This window comes from Reichenbachiella agarivorans (assembly GCF_025502585.1).
Taxonomy (GTDB): Bacteria; Bacteroidota; Bacteroidia; order Cytophagales; family Cyclobacteriaceae; genus Reichenbachiella; species Reichenbachiella agarivorans.
Window position 1 is genome coordinate 1857744 of the sequence record NZ_CP106679.1, and the last position, 16876, is coordinate 1874619.

At 42.4% G+C, this 16876-nt stretch carries 12 protein-coding genes and 1 pseudogene; 9 read left to right on the top strand and 4 right to left on the bottom strand.

Annotated elements, in window-relative coordinates; genetic code table 11:
- Positions 1 to 65: 65 nt before the first annotated feature.
- The 4 genes from glpX to N6H18_RS07845 all read left to right on the top strand — a co-directional run bounded on the left by glpX (position 66) and on the right by N6H18_RS07845 (position 4179).
- On the top strand, positions 66 to 1007 hold the full coding sequence (glpX, locus tag N6H18_RS07830) for a class II fructose-bisphosphatase (protein WP_262311279.1): 942 nt from the start codon (positions 66 to 68) through the stop codon (positions 1005 to 1007).
- A 179-nt stretch (positions 1008 to 1186) separates the two neighbouring features.
- Positions 1187 to 2146 (top strand): quinolinate synthase NadA, encoded by a 960-nt coding sequence (nadA, locus tag N6H18_RS07835; RefSeq protein WP_262311280.1) that lies wholly within the window; start codon positions 1187 to 1189, stop codon positions 2144 to 2146.
- 6 nt (positions 2147 to 2152) lie between these two features.
- On the top strand, positions 2153 to 3712 hold the full coding sequence (gene nadB / locus N6H18_RS07840; RefSeq protein ID WP_262311281.1) for an L-aspartate oxidase: 1560 nt from the start codon (positions 2153 to 2155) through the stop codon (positions 3710 to 3712).
- Between the two features lie 95 nt (positions 3713 to 3807).
- Positions 3808 to 4179, top strand: a complete 372-nt coding sequence (locus N6H18_RS07845; RefSeq protein WP_262311282.1) for a hypothetical protein — start codon at positions 3808 to 3810, stop codon at positions 4177 to 4179.
- 6 nt (positions 4180 to 4185) lie between these two features.
- Here the strand turns inward: N6H18_RS07845 and glsA are convergent.
- Positions 4186 to 5081 (bottom strand): annotated as a pseudogene (glsA, locus tag N6H18_RS07855) (glutaminase A).
- A gap of 176 nt (positions 5082 to 5257) precedes the next feature.
- Between glsA and N6H18_RS07860 the strand changes: the two are divergent.
- Positions 5258 to 5608 carry a hypothetical protein gene (locus N6H18_RS07860; protein WP_262311285.1) on the top strand — a complete coding sequence of 117 codons (351 nt, stop codon included), beginning with the start codon at positions 5258 to 5260 and terminating at the stop codon, positions 5606 to 5608.
- 113 nt (positions 5609 to 5721) lie between these two features.
- Here N6H18_RS07860 and N6H18_RS07865 read toward each other — a convergent pair whose 3' ends face one another.
- From N6H18_RS07865 to N6H18_RS07875, 3 genes are all read right to left on the bottom strand, one after another.
- Positions 5722 to 7113 (bottom strand): CsgG/HfaB family protein, encoded by a 1392-nt coding sequence (locus N6H18_RS07865; protein WP_262311286.1) that lies wholly within the window; start codon positions 7111 to 7113, stop codon positions 5722 to 5724.
- A 311-nt stretch (positions 7114 to 7424) separates the two neighbouring features.
- The gene (locus N6H18_RS07870) at positions 7425 to 9311 is read right to left on the bottom strand and encodes a beta-N-acetylhexosaminidase (protein WP_262311287.1); all 1887 of its coding nucleotides are present in this window, start codon (positions 9309 to 9311) and stop codon (positions 7425 to 7427) included.
- A gap of 56 nt (positions 9312 to 9367) precedes the next feature.
- A complete protein-coding gene (locus N6H18_RS07875; RefSeq protein ID WP_262311288.1) occupies positions 9368 to 10477 on the bottom strand; it encodes an acyltransferase family protein in 1110 nt (369 codons plus the stop codon).
- Between the two features lie 211 nt (positions 10478 to 10688).
- Here N6H18_RS07875 and N6H18_RS07880 point away from each other — a divergent pair, with 211 nt between their 5' ends.
- The 4 genes from N6H18_RS07880 to N6H18_RS07895 all read left to right on the top strand — a co-directional run bounded on the left by N6H18_RS07880 (position 10689) and on the right by N6H18_RS07895 (position 16862).
- Entirely contained in the window at positions 10689 to 11747 is a 1059-nt protein-coding gene (locus tag N6H18_RS07880; protein ID WP_262311289.1) for a LacI family DNA-binding transcriptional regulator, read from the top strand.
- 94 nt (positions 11748 to 11841) lie between these two features.
- Complete coding sequence (locus tag N6H18_RS07885) at positions 11842 to 14253, top strand: TonB-dependent receptor (RefSeq protein WP_262311290.1); 2412 nt, start codon at positions 11842 to 11844, stop codon at positions 14251 to 14253.
- Between the two features lie 20 nt (positions 14254 to 14273).
- Complete coding sequence (locus tag N6H18_RS07890; protein WP_262311291.1) at positions 14274 to 15629, top strand: hypothetical protein; 1356 nt, start codon at positions 14274 to 14276, stop codon at positions 15627 to 15629.
- Positions 15630 to 15656: 27 nt separating this feature from the next.
- Positions 15657 to 16862: a PepSY-associated TM helix domain-containing protein gene (locus tag N6H18_RS07895; protein WP_262311292.1), complete on the top strand. Its 1206-nt coding sequence runs from the start codon at positions 15657 to 15659 to the stop codon at positions 16860 to 16862.
- Positions 16863 to 16876 lie beyond the last annotated feature (14 nt).

Consider the following 16876-nt stretch of genomic DNA (forward strand, 5'->3'; position numbering starts at 1 on the left):
TACTATGAAACCTCGATATTTATCGAGGTTTTTTCTTTTCCTAAGGATGTCTAGTTTTGCTGGCAATGAACGACACAAAGGATTTAGTAGAAATATTGAGGCATGTATGCGCAAAGGCTGCTATTGCAACCATAGATCATATAGGTACAGCAGACAAAGACGCAGGCGATCAGGCGGCAGTCGATGCGATGAGAAAGGCCTTTGAGGGACAGAATCTGGATGCAGTCGTACGGGTCGGCGAAGGAGAAAAGGATGAGGCTCCCATGCTCTATGTAGGCGAAAAATTAGGTAATGGAGAAGGTCTAGCAATAGATATAGCAGTGGATCCTGTAGAAGGTACACGTCTGATGGCCGAAGGGAAAGCCAATGCCATTACTGTGATTGCAGCCACAGAGCGAGATGGTTTTTGGGACGCTGGCTCGGCATATTACATGGATAAATTGGTCGTGGGAGCTGCCGCCAAAGGTGTCATTGATATCAACCTCTCTACCCAAGAAAACCTGACAGCCATCGCCAACCAACTGAGAAAGGAGGTCAAGGAAATAGGAGTCTATGTACTAGACAAACCACGTCACCAAGGGCTGATTGCTGAGATCAAAGCTTGTGGAGCCAAGGTCTATGCACATGAAGAAGGAGATGTAGTTGGGTCAATTTTAGCCTTGATGCCAGATTCTGGGATTGATGTCCTGATGGGGATAGGTGGAGCACCAGAGGCGGTGATTACTGCAGCAGCGGTCAAGGCACTGGGTGGAGAGATGCAGGGAAAGCTTGTGCCACAGAAAGACGATGAAAAAATGAACCTAGAGCGACAAGGAGTCAACTTAGCACGCGTCTATCACTTGGACGATCTTGTCCATGCAGATTGGGCAATATTTGTAGCAGCAGGAGTTACAACAGGGGCTTTGCTCAACGGCGTTCACGTATGTGAAGATGGGAGAGTCCAAGCTGAATGCATTGTCATTGGCCCAGAGCAAGGAGAGATAAATAGGAGTGTTTATCAAGTTTAGGTGAAAAGGACTTCCTTTCCTTTTCAGGATAGTTGTCACTATCTGTGGATTCCAAATTTTCACTTTGAATGAAAAAAGAATAAATGCACATACTTATCACCTTTTTTTGTCTTCCATAGTCCATCTGTTACTTTTGCAGGTGCGTAAAGGAAGCATGAGCATCTTTGAATAAGAAAAGTATGGAGCAAGTGATAGACACCCCTCGAACAAGGAAAGAATATATGGAAGAAATCCTTCGACTCAAGAAGGAGAAAAATGCTGTGTTGCTGGCTCATTATTACCAGGAGGCAGATATTCAGGATCTGGCTGATTATGTAGGAGATAGCCTAGGACTTTCGCGCAAAGCAGCTGAGACTGATGCCGATATTATCGTTTTTGCAGGCGTACATTTCATGGCAGAGACGGCAAAAATCATCAATCCGACAAAGAAGGTTATTTTGCCTGATTTGAAAGCGGGGTGTTCATTGGCAGATTCTGCACAGCCTGAGCCATTCAAGGAGTTCCTGGATGCGCACCCTGACCATGTAGTGGTGACATATATCAACTGTTCTGCCGAGATCAAAGCATTGAGTGACATCATATGTACTTCGTCCAATGCGGTAGATATTATTAATTCTATTCCCAAGAACCAAAAGGTAATATGTGCACCAGATAGGAATCTGGGAGAGTACCTGATTCATCAGACGGGCAGAGATATGGTGCTGTGGGATGGTGCCTGTATGGTACACGAGGCTTTTTCGATGGACAAAATTCTGAAACTTCACAAAGAACATCCTAAAGCAAAATTTATCGCTCACCCAGAGTCAACACAAAACATTTTGAGAATCTCAGCTTTCGTAGGTTCAACAGAAAAATTATTGAATTTTGTCCAAACAGATGACTCGGAAGAATTTATTGTAGCCACTGAGGCTGGTATTCTGCACGAAATGCAAAAACGTGTGCCTCATAAAAAATTGATTGCTGCTCCTTCTAAGGAAGACAATACTTGTGCATGTAGCGAATGCCATTACATGAAAATGAATACGTTAGAAAAACTATATGCTTGCCTCAAAAATGAATCGCCAGAGGTAGATGTCCCTGAAGAGATTCGTAAAAGGGCGCTCATTCCGTTGGAACGTATGCTGCAATTGTCCAAATAAGATTACATGCCAAAGTTCGATTATTTAGTAATAGGTTCTGGTGTAGCTGGACTTACTTACGCATTGAAGGTCGCCAAGAGATTTCCCGACAAGACCTTGGCCATGGTGACCAAGTCGCACGAAACAGAATCTAATACCAAATATGCCCAAGGTGGCATGGCTGTGGTATTGGACAAAGTATCTGATTCCTATCAGCAACATATCCAGGATACATTGGTGGCTGGTGATGGTCTGTGCGACGAAGAGGTAGTTCGTTTTGTGGTGAATGAAGCTCCCGATCGGCTAAAGGAACTTATCGATTGGGGAACCAAGTTTGACAAAGGAAAACAAGGCAAATACGATCTGGGCAAAGAAGGAGGACACTCCGCACACAGAATCGTCCATCACAAGGATATCACAGGTTTTGAAATCCAAAGAGCCTTGCTAGAGCAAGTACACGAGTGTCCTAATGTCAGTGTGTTTGCCCATCATTTTGCAGTGGATTTGATCACGGAGCATCACTTGGATGTGGAGTTGGTGGATAAATCTCGTACCTGTTTTGGTGCGTATGTTTTGGATGAAAAGACAAAAAAAATAGAGACATACAAGGCCAAAATAACCATGCTAGCTAGTGGAGGAATTGGACATGTCTATCAAAACACAACCAACCCACAGATTGCAACTGGGGATGGTATCGCGATGGCCTACCGCGCACAAGCTCATGTCAAGCATATGGAATTTGTGCAATTTCATCCCACAGCACTGTATGAATCTGAGCGAAAAGGACAAAATTTTTTGATCTCAGAGGCTGTGAGAGGCTTTGGCGCATTGCTACGGGACAAGAAGGGCGAGCCTTTCATGCAGAAGTATGACGACAGAGAGGAGTTGGCTTCTAGAGACATCGTGTCACGAGCGATTGATTTTGAGATGAAGAAAAGTGGAGACGAATATGTCTATTTGGATTGCCGACATTTAGATCTTGTGGCCTTCGAAAAACATTTCCCAAATATTTTGAATAAGTGCAAGTCAATTGGGATTGATTTGTCCAAAGACATGATCCCTGTGGTGCCAGCCGCACACTATGTTTGTGGAGGGGTAGAGGTCAATATTCATGGGCAGTCTAGGGTAAAAAACTTGTTTGTCTGTGGAGAAACATCTTGTACAGGGCTGCATGGGGCCAACAGGCTAGCATCCAATTCTTTGTTGGAGGCGCTGGTGTATGCACACCGCAGTTATTTGAAGTCTGTAGAGATTTTTGATCAAATAGATGACAACCCACCTGAGCCTCCTGCTTGGAGTGAAAAGGGAACCATGCACCCCAAAGAGTTGATCTTAATCACGCACAATAGAAAGGAAGTACAAGCTATTATGTCCAATTATGTAGGAATTATTCGCTCCACTGAGCGACTGAACCGGGCAAGCAAAAGACTGAAGTTGATCATCGAAGAAACGGAGGTGTTGTACAAGAAGACAAAGATTTCACCACAGTTGTCAGAGTTGAGAAATCTTATCACAGTTGCCAACCTGATCATCCAGCAATCTTTGAATAGAGACGAAAACAAAGGAGGGTTCTATCGGACAGATTGATCTTTAGAGGTTTACGGGTTATGTTTTTTGGTGAATCCCTTGCAGGATTGCGAAAAGAGAGGGAACTTATATGACCTTACCAAAACTTGCCTATTATGAGTGTGACCTCCATTCCTTACAAGGACATTACTATTATACAGACGGATTTATCAGGAAAATCCATTGATGAAGGGATCGATGTACTGCGAGAAGCAGTCGAGGTGATCAGTAAATATCCAGCGAACAGTGTCTTGTCGCTGATCAATGTGACAGGACTGCGTTTCAATTCTACCTATCTCAATGAAATCAAGATGGTTGGTAAAAAGAATGCTCCCTTTGTCAAGGGTACGGCGGCAGTAGGTCTGACTTCTATGACCAAACTCATTGCCAAGACCATGATTCAATTCACAGGTCGCAAAGCCGAACTGTTTGATGACGAGGAGTCCGCCAAAGAGTGGCTCTATCTAGTCAGCAAGGGTGAGAGGTAGTTGAGCTCATTTATACAAACTGACACCTAATTCCTGAGCCACAGGGGTGATGGCTTTGACCGCTCGGACGCTGTTGCCTGCCTTATCTAGTCTGGGGGAAAAGGCAGCAATGCCAAATTTGCCAGGTGCTACGGCGATTACGCCTCCACCCACACCACTTTTGCCAGGGAGCCCGACATAGTAGAGCCATAGACCCGATTCTTCATACAGGTCAGCAGTTGTCATCACAGCCAAAATGTGAGGAACGAGATGGTCGTCTACTAGTTTTTCTTTGGAGATGGGTTGATTCCGCCATTGGCGAGTGTTCCACTCATGATTGCCAGATCATGGGAATTGACATTGATGGAACATTGTTTGGTATAGAGGTCGACAGTTTCCATAGGGTCGTTATAGATTCTACCATAGGAGGCCAATAATAGTGAAATGGCTTGGTTGTGTTGATTACTGGCAGCTTCAGATTCGTAGACTTCCGTGGTGATGCTGAGAGGTCTCGCAGCAAATTGACTAAAAGAGTTGATGATTTGATTCCACTTCTCATCATAACTAGTGCCTGGTAGCAGGATAGTAGTAGCGATGACGCCAGCGTTGACACAGCTATTGGAAGGGCGGTCGTGTATGTCCTCGATCGCTACGACAGAGTTGAATGCGTGTCCTGTTGCATTGACGCCTATGCTGTCGACGATTGCTTGAGACCCCAGTTTTTGGATTGCAATGGCGAGAGTGAATACTTTGCTCATCGACTGGATGGAAAATGGATAATTTGCATCACCCACATCATATACTTTGTCATCTACTGTGCAGAGAGAGATGCTGAAAAATTCTGAAGGAACTGCCGCCGGTGCAGGTATATAATCAGCATTGGTACCTTCTTGCAAATCTTTGTATTGTGCATGAGCACCCACCGTTTAGGACTTGAATTGGTTTCCAATGAATAAGCCTAGAATAGAAAAGTCCCGTCCTAGTCAGATGGGACTTTTTTTGTCATGCATCAAGTTGATCATTGGATGAACCTTTGAGTGATTTGATTTCCACTTTTTCACTGAATTTTTATAAGTTTATCTAACCAAATCAAAACCCGATGTACGAAATCAAAGCAGATATTCAGAAAAATATTCTCATCCTGAGACTGGAAGGTTATATGTCTGATGAAGAAATCAAAGCAGGAGTAGAATTGACGATCTCTGAAGCCAAAAAGCTAAAATCTGGCTATACCGTGATCAATGACATTACTAAAATGAAGCCCGCCTCTCCTCTAGGAACCGAAGAGATCAAGAGGGCACAAGCCTTTGTCGTGTCCAATGGAGCCGCCAAAATCATAAGGATTGTAGACAATCCTATTTCCAAGATGCAGTTCAATAGGACCTCAACAGCGGCAGGTTACCACGCATTGGAGGCCAAAACCGTGGAAGATGCGCTGAAATTGGTTTAGACCTTCTTGGACAATGGTAGGAGATGCGATATTACAAAATAGCCCATTTGAGAATCCTTGGAGGGTTTTTTTAAAAAAGAAACCCTGCCTTGGTTCTAGATGCTAAAATCTAACTATTTTGAAACTTCTCTGGCGTAATCAGACACGCGACTGATGATTTTGGAAGCGACTCTGCTGGCGGCACTATTTGACAAACTGGCTTCACTGATGTACTCCACCTCTGTATCACGCAAGCGAGGTATCGCTCTCTTGTCTCCAGATTTGTAAGAAAACCATGTTCCAGCCCATTTTTCTGTATGTGACACCTCATCTACTGCAATGATTCGTCCTGTGGTAATATCTACTATTTTGTAGGTCGCCGTGACTGTAGATCTGGCAATTTTGTTGTTTTCATTCATTTTGACAGTCACTTCTTCTTTGATGTCACGAGTTTTTTCTTTGCCATCTTCCATATACTTTTCTTCTCCTACTTTGACTTTGGCAGAATAACTGCGCTCGACTGGATCCAGTCTCTCTCTTTCAAAGGTTGCTTGCGTGACTTTTCCGATCATGATGGAGTTGACACCCACCAGTTCACCCAGGTCTGCTGTCGTACCCTCTGCCATCAAACCCGAAATACTTAATTTCTGTTCCGCCAATATTCTATTCAGTGCATCTCGGTCCAGTACTTCGAAAAATTCATACACGTCACCTCGACCTGAAAAGTACGACAATATATCATAAGTGATGCTCCCTGCTACATTGTTGCCGCTGTTGGCTACATTGTCAAAATCCGAAAGACCCAAACGTGTCGTACCCAATTTTCGAGAGGTTGCATACCGATCTTTTGAATCTCGGTAATTGTCCTTGTACTCGTAGGCATAGCGAAAACTTTTGGCTGCTTGTTTACTGGATTCCAAATCTTGGTTTTGTGAGAATTCACGCCCTTTGGCATAGTGCATAGCTGCAGCTGACTCGATCGCTTCGTCCAAAGCCACCTTTGCTTCAGACAAGGCTTCATCCACATTGACGATGTTGAGTGCCATGTCAGGGTCATTCTTTTTCACAGACTTAAACTTTTCAGGATTGGTTGTATTCAGGACGGTATTGTATTTTTTGATAACCATGTAATAATTGACGATCTCTGCCTTCTGGTTGACCGTCTCATCATCGACGAATATTTGGCTATTTTGTTTTAGATCCTCGATGGCAGCTATATTGCTATTAGTGATCCAGTCATAATTGGTTCGTAGCAACTCCTGCAAGTCCGAAATAGACCCCTTTCTATTGGCGATTTTGAGCCCTGTGGAGGCGTTGATCAATCCTACACTTGGCTTGAAGCGTTCGGGCACATTGGCATCCTCAAAAGTGCTTTTCCCTGAATCAAAATTGCGTTTGGCTTCTCTTTCATAATAATTCTCACCTTCATCATTTTTTATATTGAATTGATAAAGTTGGTAGGTTTTCTGAGTGAAAGCAGAAAATGACAAGGTCGTGAGGAGTAAGGTCGAAATGAGTATTTTCATTGTTGATTATTCACTAAAAAGAATACTGATCAAATATGCTTGCTAAAATATGAATTTTAGATTGATAATCTAGCAACTGCTATGAAGTCCTTCTTTGATTCTTATTATATAGAAAAAGCCACTTGTCCCTAGACAAGTGGCTTGCAGATTTAGTAGTCTGAGTTCAATTATGAATATTCCTTCAAGGGCTTTCTTTGAGGGATTCTACATTTTTTATCAAATTTTATTATTTCTATTGTGGATCAAGAATCCTTTTCGAACACCGAACTACGGATGGTCGACTTGATGCTTTTTCTTTGTTGATCATTAACTCAATCTACCATCCCCACTTCGAACTCGGTCATTTTGCCCACTGCTACCTCATCAATGAATAGTTGTGCTTTGATTGTCTGCCCTTGACTGGCGGTGATTGGCTCTACATACTCCTGTGAGGCAAGGCTTGGTTTGCTGCCATCTAGTGTATATTTCATACCAGGTTCGTTCATTTGATTGCTCAAAGTGATCTGATAATTACCCTCAGTATTTGATTCAGACTGCATCGAAACGAAATAAATACTCTTGGCATAGTTGATGTCCAGCATATCAAAACGCGCCAATTGCTTTGGTATTCTGTTTTTGAAGTCCACCCAATCCTTGTTGGCTTCTTTTGACCAAACTACTTCTGCCAGTGCACTGACTCTTGGATAAACCTGATATTCTATTTGATCTTCAGTTGGCATGTATTCAGTCCATACATTGGCCTGCACACCCATGATGTATTTTTGCTCGTCGACACTGAGTGCATCTGGCATAGGATCGTATGCATATACATTTTCCAAAGTCAGCAATCTACCGATAACAGTGGGTTCAAATTTTGGGTCTCCCTGATGATAATCCAAGTAAAGGAAGCGATCGGGGGACATGACTACATTGTGTTGGCTCTTGGCAGCAGCGATACCACCTGACTCTCCTCTCCAAGACATCACAGCCGCATTGGGTGCCAATCCTCCCTCTAGTATTTCATCCCATCCGATAATTTGTCTGCCCTTAGAATTGACAAACTTCTCGATGCGAGTGATGAAATAGCTCTGCAATTCGTGCGCATCTTTCACGCCCAGTTCTTTCATCTTTGCTTGAATCTGAGCGGATTCTTCCCATTGTACTTTCATCGCCTCATCACCACCTATATGGATGTATTGGCTAGGGAACAATTCGATGACCTCAGCGAGAACATTCTCCAAGAATAAAAAGGTAGAATCCTCTACGTTGAAAATATCAGGAAAAATACCCCAGTTGACTTCTACCTCTGGACGCTCTCCAGACGAGCCCAATTCTGGATAAGCTGCCACTGCTGCAGTTGCATGACCTGGCAACTCTATCTCTGGAATGACCGTGATGTATCTATCCGCGGCATATGCGATGATTTCTTTGATTTGCTCTTGGGTATAGTATCCTCCATAGCGTTTGCCGTCATATACTTTGGGTTGGTTGCGAGAGGTGATGGTCAGGCTTTCTTTTCTGAATCCTCCGATCTCTGTCAACTTTGGGTATTTTTTGATTTCGATTCTCCAACCTTGATCATCGGTCAAGTGCCAGTGAAATGTATTGAGTTTGTGCATCGCCATGTTGTCAATGTATTCTTTGATGAAAGCAATCGAGCTCATGTTGCGACAGACATCCAAATGCAAGCCTCTCCATTTGAATCGAGGTTGGTCACTGATCTGTACCAATGGCAGTGTCCAAACGACATCTTGCTGGAGTTCTTGGGCATAGATAGCTGTTGGCAGCAGTTGTTTCAAGGTCTGCATTCCATAAAACAAGCCCGAACCTGAGGTCGCTCTGATGATCACTCCCTTTTCGGTGGACTCCAAGATATATGCTTCCTCACCTAGATCCGTTGGTACACCGACTGTGGTGAACAAAATCTGATTTTGGTCTGGCAATTGGTCTGTATCAAGTGTTGTCACCTGAATGTCCCAACCAGTGACGCGACTCATATCAGTTGCAAATCGATTAGCCACTTTCAGCGCCTCATCATTGTCTTTTTTCGCAAAAACAACCAACCCTTCAGATAATGAAAGTTGACCAGAGGATTTTTTCATGTCCAATGGTCTTGGGATTATGCTTATTTCTTCCTGATAATCAGTCTGCTTTTGGGGAGTACAAGACATCACCAAACTGATGAGTCCTAGGATTAATATTTGATTGCGTATTTTCATTTTATTGAATAAATAGGGTTTTGGAATGGCGGTCTAACTGACTCAATACTTGTTAGTTAGACCTTGATATAAATTTTATTTTTGTCCATGAGGTATCCCATGCACCAATTGATCAGCATGAATCCAGTGGCAAACAAGAATGAAGCATGGGCTGGAGGCAAAAAAGATGTCATGGACTGATATGCTATAGCTGCTATGCTGACATTCTTGATCTTGATCAAATGAAAAAGGGTAATCAATACACCAGAAAATGCATAGATAATCAAGGGGTTTCTACCAAATACTTCAAAAAAGTAGGTGCCTCCTTTCATTTTTTTGACTTCAATCACATAGACCAAAGCTGCCAATGCCATCATATCAATACCTGAGGTCAATAGCACAAACGAACTCGTCCATATTTTTTTATTGATTGGGAAAAACAAGTCCCACCACAGACCAATTACCACCAAGGCAACACCAGCGATCATGAGCTTGGCGATGGATTCGTAGTTGTTGCCCAACGACCGCAGCAAAGACCCTGTAAAATAGCCCAAAACCACATTGACAATCGCTGGCAAGGTACTCAACATACCTTCTGGATCGAAAGGTACTCCCTCTCCAGTATAGAGATGATTCGCTCCGATGAGCGCATGATCAATAGGATTGCCCACAAACCCCATCAAACTATAAGGGTCATCTCCTCCGCAGAAATACAAAATCGCCCAATAACCTAGGAGCAAAACCACTGAGACAATCACTACTATTTGCCGACTGGCATAATGTACCAACGTCACCGTCAATGCATAACATATGGCGATCCTTTGTAGCACTCCAGGAATCCTCGTCGTGGAAAGTGAATAAAAACTACCTGATTCAAAATCATAGAAGGGAAACCAATTGAGCAAAAATCCAATCAGGAAGATCAAGAAAGTACGTTTGAGTACTTTGCGCCAAAAAGCAGCATCCCCTTGCTCTGCAAATCTGTCCATGACAAAAGCCATGGCATTGCCGACCGCAAAAAGAAAGGAAGGAAAAACCAAATCTGTCAAGGTGAACCCATGCCAAGAAGCGTGCTGCAAGGGGCCATACTGTACACCCCACTCTCCAGGTGTATTCACCACTATCATGAGGCAAACCGTCGCACCTCTGAATACATCAAGAGCTAAGTATCTCGTCTTATTAATCATTGGCTTCATTTCCATTTCGCATCACAAACCATATTCCTGAGATGTTTCTGCGAACAAGATAAAGATACCTCTTTTAATTAAAAAGCATTTTAATATAAATTGTGTGCGCACACATTGAGCGTAATGAATTAACTATCCAGATTGCTCTTTCAAAATCTGGACTTTATATCCATGCCGTTTGACTATTTTTGGAATCCAAATGACTATATAGATGAGTGACAACAAAAATATCCGAATCAAGGATATCGCCAAGATGGCAGGAGTATCAGTGGGAACGGTTGATCGTGTCATCCACAAGCGGGGAAAGGTAGCTGAGGATATTCAGAAAAAAATCGAGAAGGTACTCAAAGAAACGGGTTACAAACCCAACCTGCTTGCTCGTACCCTTGGTTCCAACAAGGCTGTCAAAATCGCCATCCTAATCCCCGACCCAGATCAAGATGAGTATTGGGCACTGTCGCAGGCTGGAATCGACCAAAGCCTACAAGAGTGGTCTCAATACAATCTAGAGTTGTCTGCGCATCATTTTGATCTCTATGATAGCTCGTCCTTTGCCTCCATCGCCCAGTCCGTACTGGATTTGCAGCCAGATGGAGTAGTCGCTGCCCCGATATTTCATCATGAGTCATTGGATTTCTTTGGGCAGCTCAAGAAGCAGAATATCCCGTTTGTACTCTTCAACACCAACCTGACCGAACTGAACCCTTTGTCATTCATTGGTCAAGATCTGTATCAGAGTGGCAAAGTCGCGGGTGAACTGCTCAGCTACTGTATCGAACCTGATGATCAGATTGCGGTCTTGCACATCTCAGAAAGCATCGAAAACTCCGTTCACCTCAAGGCCAAGGAAAGTGGATTGCGTGATTTTGTTCAAAAAGACTACCTTGTACAAAGCCATGATCTCAACAATGTAGATGATCCTAATTTTGAAACAGAGGTAGAAAGAATTCTGCGTGAACCTGAATTAGGAGGTGTGTTCGTGTCGACATCCAAAGGCACGCACATCATCGCTTCGATCCTGGAACAATGCGACCTCAGACATATCAAACTCGTAGGCTATGATCTCCTCGCCAAAAACCTCGAACATCTACAAAGAGGAAACGTCAACTTTTTGATCAACCAAAACCCAAAACGAATGACACTGGTAGGAATCAGCCATCTGACCAACTACCTACTCTTTCACAAAGACATGCCCAGCAAAGAGCTCTTCCCTCTAGAAATTATCACGCCACAAAATGTAGATTCCTACATTCAATCTAGGATTCACTGACATTCATTTCTGCAATAATCACTACAAGTAGTGATTGTACCCAACATATTTCAGGGCTAAGTTTGCGCTTGTTATTTTTAATCAGTCTTAATAAGTGTTTAAAACTTCTGCTTTTTTCCTCTCGATTTGCCTCTTGCTGTTGGCACAAACGGTTTCTGCACAAAACGGAATCGTACATGGCGTCATCGTCGATGAAAACAGTCAGCCATTACCTGGGATTAGTATTAGACTAGGAGATACGGGTACGGGAGCTGCCACAGATATTGATGGCAACTTCATGATCCGAGGATTGCATGCAGGTACTCACACCTTCCACATTAGTGGGTTAGGCTATCAAAAGCAAAGCCTGAAACATACGCTATCTGCCAACCAAAAACTGGAAATAAAAATCCAGTTGAAAGAGGATACCAAAGAGATGGACGAAGTTGTCATTCATGGCAAGTCAGAGGCAAGAGAAATCATGGAAACGGGGTTTGCTGTCAATGTGATTGAGGCAAAAGAAGCTAGTCTAAGAAACATTCAAACAAACGAATTGTTAAACACTACGGTAGGAGTGAAGATTCGTCAAAATGGAGGCTTAGGTTCTGAAGTTAGTTATAGTCTAAATGGGTTGTCAGGAAGTTCTGTACGAATTTTTATCGATGGAATTCCTATCTCCATATATGGCAATTCATTTAACCTGAATAGCATTCCGCCTTCAATGATTAAAAATATTGAAGTGTACAAAGGGGTGGTTCCAGGTCATTTGGCTGACGATGCTTTGGGTGGAGCCATCAATATTGTACTTCACAAAGAAACCAAAACCAATTTCAACGCTTCGGTTTCTTACGGGTCGTTCAACACCCTACAGGCCAGTGCCAATGGTTTGTACCGTTTTGAAAAATCAGGACTTACGGTCAAGGCATCCGCTTTTTATAATTATTCTGACAATGATTATGAAGTTTCAGGTCGAAGTGTTGTAGTAACCGGAATAGGGGGCGTGCAAACACCTATTACAGCCAAAAGATTTAACGATGCCTATAAATCTACAGGGGGAATGGTTCAAATAGGTTATACCAATGTAAAATGGGCAGATCAATTTTTCATTGGTTTTACAGGTTCCAGTGATTACAAAGAAGTTCAACATGGTGCTTTTATGACCATTACACCTTACAAGGACAGGTTTTTGGAGTCAAATGCCATGCTAGCAAACTTAACCTACCAAAAGAAAGACCTTTTTGTGAAAGGATTGGATATAAATGTGAATGGGTTGTATGGCAAACGAAATCGTGCTGTTAACGACACGGTGGCATGGGCTTATAGCTGGAATGGGGAAAGAGCTACTGATTTTAGAGGAAATGAGTACCAATATTCATGGAGATCACAACAAGAAGGTGGACCTACCTTGGCCAAAATAGATAGAAACGTAGCGTCCATTCGAACAGGCTTGTCTTATACCATTAGTAATCACCATAAAATATTGCTAAACCATGTTTACAGCAGTATTGACAGAGAAGATAGTGATGCTTTAAGATCGGTTTTGGAGAATACATTTAGAGGAACAAGAGATTTACATAAAAACATCGTTTCTGCAACTTATGAGGTCAACGCTTTTAACGAGAAACTAAAAGCCAATGTGTTTGGGAAGTACTACCAACAAAAAACCGTAAACATAGATCCTGAAATCAATGAAGTAACCAATGAGGTAGAAGATGATATTACCAGTGTCAATACAAAAGATCAAGGTTATGGATACACGGTTTCCTATGCCATTCTTCCAAACGTTATTTTGCTGACTTCTGCAGAAAAGGCCGTCAGGTTGCCAAATGAAAGTGAAGTGTTTGGTGATGACGGTGACAATGTAGTCGCCAACCCAAGTATCAGACCCGAGCTGAGCAACAACTATAACCTAGGGTTTAGGCTTGGGACATTTACAATCAAAAAGCATGACTTTACTGTCTCTACCAATTTCTTTACAAGAAATATTAAAGACAGAATTGGTCTGCCTATTGAAACATCTTTGAATGTCAACGATGAAACCATACTTTATGAAAACCAAGGCAACGGCACATCCAAAGGAGTAGAGGCACAATTGGAGTACACATACAACAACAATCTTGGATTCAATTTCAATGTTTCCCATTTCGATTTGAAGGTGGTAAACCGAGGCGTAGAAATAGACGTGCCAAACACTCCTTTTTTTACCATGAATGGTAGTTTGCGCTACTCGTTTAAGGATCTAATTCAAAAAAACGCGAGGTTAAACCTCTTCTACACCATGTACTTTACGGATGAGTTTTCATACTTGGTACCTCAAGGATCAAATACTGTAGGAGATGATTTTTTTAAAATACCTACACAATTGGCGCAAGATTTTGGGATGAGCTATGTATTCCCAAACAACCAACTTGTAGCGAGTTTTGACATCAAAAATATATTAGATAAACCCGTATATGACAACCTGTCTGTGCAAAAACCAGGTAGGGCTTTTTATCTAAAAATAAATTACAGAATCAATAAATTTTAACTTTACTAATATACCTACATATGAAACGAAGCTTTTTGAATTATAAAACGTTGAGCTCCATTGTACTACTTACAATTGGACTAACGACAGCTTGTACTACTGACGACAATGGCTTAGATCCAGTAGAACCAACCGAATCTAGATGGATTACTGTTGCCGCAGCAAGAATGGGAGACAATCCTGGTGACGGAAATGGAGGAACATTGATTTACTCACTAAGCAGTGAAGAGGCCAAAGACCCTACGGTATCCATAGCACCTTTTGACAATGGATTTATTGTACCATCTAACAGAACAGCCAGATTGCAGTCTTCTGAAGATGGCAGCACCATGTTCAACATTAGCTATGCCGGTGATACGGGTGGACAATATTCGAAATACACTGTGGAAGGCGGACAAACTTTCACTCAAGATGGTACTGGTATCAATATAGCCCCTTATGTAGGCACAGCACCAAGATGGATTAAATTGTTTGATGGGGATCAAACAGGGGCTGCTGTATATGTAAATACAGAAAGTGTTGTTGATGACAATGGCACACCAGAAGATGTAACAGACGATATTTACCATACTGAAGCTACCATGGGTGTAGTGACGATCAATTTGCAGAATTCATGGATCACGGGTTTCGAGGAAAGCTTAATTCCTTTGAGTGAAGAAGAAGAAGCTAATGGCTACTATATCTCTAGAATTGACATGCCTACTTTGAACGCCGCTGGTGATAAACTGTATATCGGTGCACGATTGAGCAAAGTAGATCCTGCTACAGGAGAATCAGATAACGATTACGATAATTTAGGATCTAAAACAATTGTATTGGACTATCCTTCACTTTCAAATCCATCTATCATTACATCTGCTGTTGGACACGGAAACACGAATGGCTATCGTAGTATCAATTCTTTCGAATACAACGGCAGTGTCTACCAGGCCAACCAAGATGATCCGAATGGTTCATACATCTTAAAGATTGATGCAAACAATCAATATGACGATTCTTATGTATTTAATTTAGATGCTGCTTTAGGTGTAGAAGAGTCCTATGTTTTGGCATGGAGACCAGCTGCCAATGGAAAAGCCGTAGTAGCCTACCGAGATGCTAGCTCTGAAGAAGGTGTCGCAGGAGCACAAGGATTTTTTGCTTTGGTAGATTTAAATGCAAAAACAGCTCAAAAAATTGATGCTATCCCATACGAGGCAGACTTTTACTTATTCCAGTACCAAGGTTTTGTAGTGGATGGAACAGAAATTTACCTTACTCAAGCTCCTGTAGGGAAAAACGGAAACATCTACGTGGTAGATACTGAAACTGGTGATGTAACCAAAGGTGCCGAGTTAGTAAACGTTGAAGGAAGTCACTACATCGGAGTATTCTAAAATTAAATAAACAAATAAGGTCAGAACATGAATAGCGATAAGAAATCCCTTTGGAAAAAAACCAGAAAATTATTCAATGACATTCATTTGTGGTTGGGTATTGGGGCGGGTCTGATCCTATTTGTGGTGTGTCTCACGGGTACTATATATACCTTTTATCATGAGATCGAAGAGACCCTCCATGCTGATATTTACAAAGTAGATGTTCCCCTCGGGGCATCTACTTTGCCTTTAAACGAATTGATCACACAGGTAGAAAGCAGTGTAAAAGAAGGAAAAGCCACAGCTATCAGCATACCAGCTGACCTACAAGAAACTTATACTGTATCTGTACAAAAGGAAGGTGAGCGACGAGGTACCAGCTACCTAATCAATCCATACACAGGTGCTGTGATGGGCAACAGCAAAACAGCCTCTAGCGAGTTTTTCATGATCGTTTTTAGACTGCATCGCTGGCTGATGCTGGATACCGAAATCGGCCGCCCCATTGTCGGCTGGGCTACAGTCATTTTTACCCTCCTGACGATCACAGGCTTGGTCATTTGGATCCCCCAAAAAGTAAAATCATGGAAACAAGGACTAAAAATCAAATGGTCTGCCAACTGGAAACGCATCAACCATGACCTGCACAATGCTCTAGGATTTTATGCAGCGTTTATCCTACTCATCATGTCTCTTACTGGACTATATTGGTCGTTTGACTGGTACAGAGACGGGCTGTATGCCACCTTTGGTGTGGAGCGACCTCAGCGAGGGCCAAAAGGTGACGATAAAAACAAAGAAGAAAAAATCATTCAAATCAGTACGCTCAAACTTGAGGACTACCTAAATGTTGCCAATACCGAACTGAACTATGCTGGCGATACTAGAATCAGTCTACCATCCGACGATAAACCCACCATCTCCATTGCCAAATCCAAAGTCGGTTTCTTTGCCGTATCAGGCAGAGATGAACTCACGCTAGACAAAATGACGGGCGAAGTGAAGAAAAAAGAGCTTTTCGCCGACGAACCGCTCAACCACAAGATCATGCATTCTATCAGATCTATCCATACAGGTGAAATCTTCGGCACATTCTCCAAGATCATCTATTTTATCTCCTGTCTGATAGCCACTTCACTCCCAGTGACAGGTACGATTATTTGGATCAACAAACTCAAGAAAAAATCTCAACGCAAGGTCAAAAAAAGAGGTTTCAAAGAGAATAGAAAGGATGTGGCCTTCGCTGAATAAGGCAAGTATTGATA

Bases quoted from the DNA above. Each gene is read 5' to 3' on its own strand.
- nadA (WP_262311280.1), top strand. From the start codon at position 1,187: ATGGAGCAAGTGATAGACACCCCTCGAACAAGGAAAGAATATATGGAA.
- nadB (WP_262311281.1), top strand. From the start codon at position 2,153: ATGCCAAAGTTCGATTATTTAGTAATAGGTTCTGGTGTAGCTGGACTT.
- N6H18_RS07870 (WP_262311287.1), bottom strand. From the start codon at position 9,311: ATGAAAATACGCAATCAAATATTAATCCTAGGACTCATCAGTTTGGTG.
- N6H18_RS07845 (WP_262311282.1), top strand. From the start codon at position 3,808: ATGAGTGTGACCTCCATTCCTTACAAGGACATTACTATTATACAGACG.
- N6H18_RS07860 (WP_262311285.1), top strand. From the start codon at position 5,258: ATGTACGAAATCAAAGCAGATATTCAGAAAAATATTCTCATCCTGAGA.
- N6H18_RS07865 (WP_262311286.1), bottom strand. From the start codon at position 7,113: ATGAAAATACTCATTTCGACCTTACTCCTCACGACCTTGTCATTTTCT.
- glpX (WP_262311279.1), top strand. From the start codon at position 66: ATGAACGACACAAAGGATTTAGTAGAAATATTGAGGCATGTATGCGCA.
- N6H18_RS07890 (WP_262311291.1), top strand. From the start codon at position 14,274: ATGAAACGAAGCTTTTTGAATTATAAAACGTTGAGCTCCATTGTACTA.
- N6H18_RS07880 (WP_262311289.1), top strand. From the start codon at position 10,689: ATGAGTGACAACAAAAATATCCGAATCAAGGATATCGCCAAGATGGCA.
- N6H18_RS07895 (WP_262311292.1), top strand. From the start codon at position 15,657: ATGAATAGCGATAAGAAATCCCTTTGGAAAAAAACCAGAAAATTATTC.
- N6H18_RS07875 (WP_262311288.1), bottom strand. From the start codon at position 10,477: ATGATTAATAAGACGAGATACTTAGCTCTTGATGTATTCAGAGGTGCG.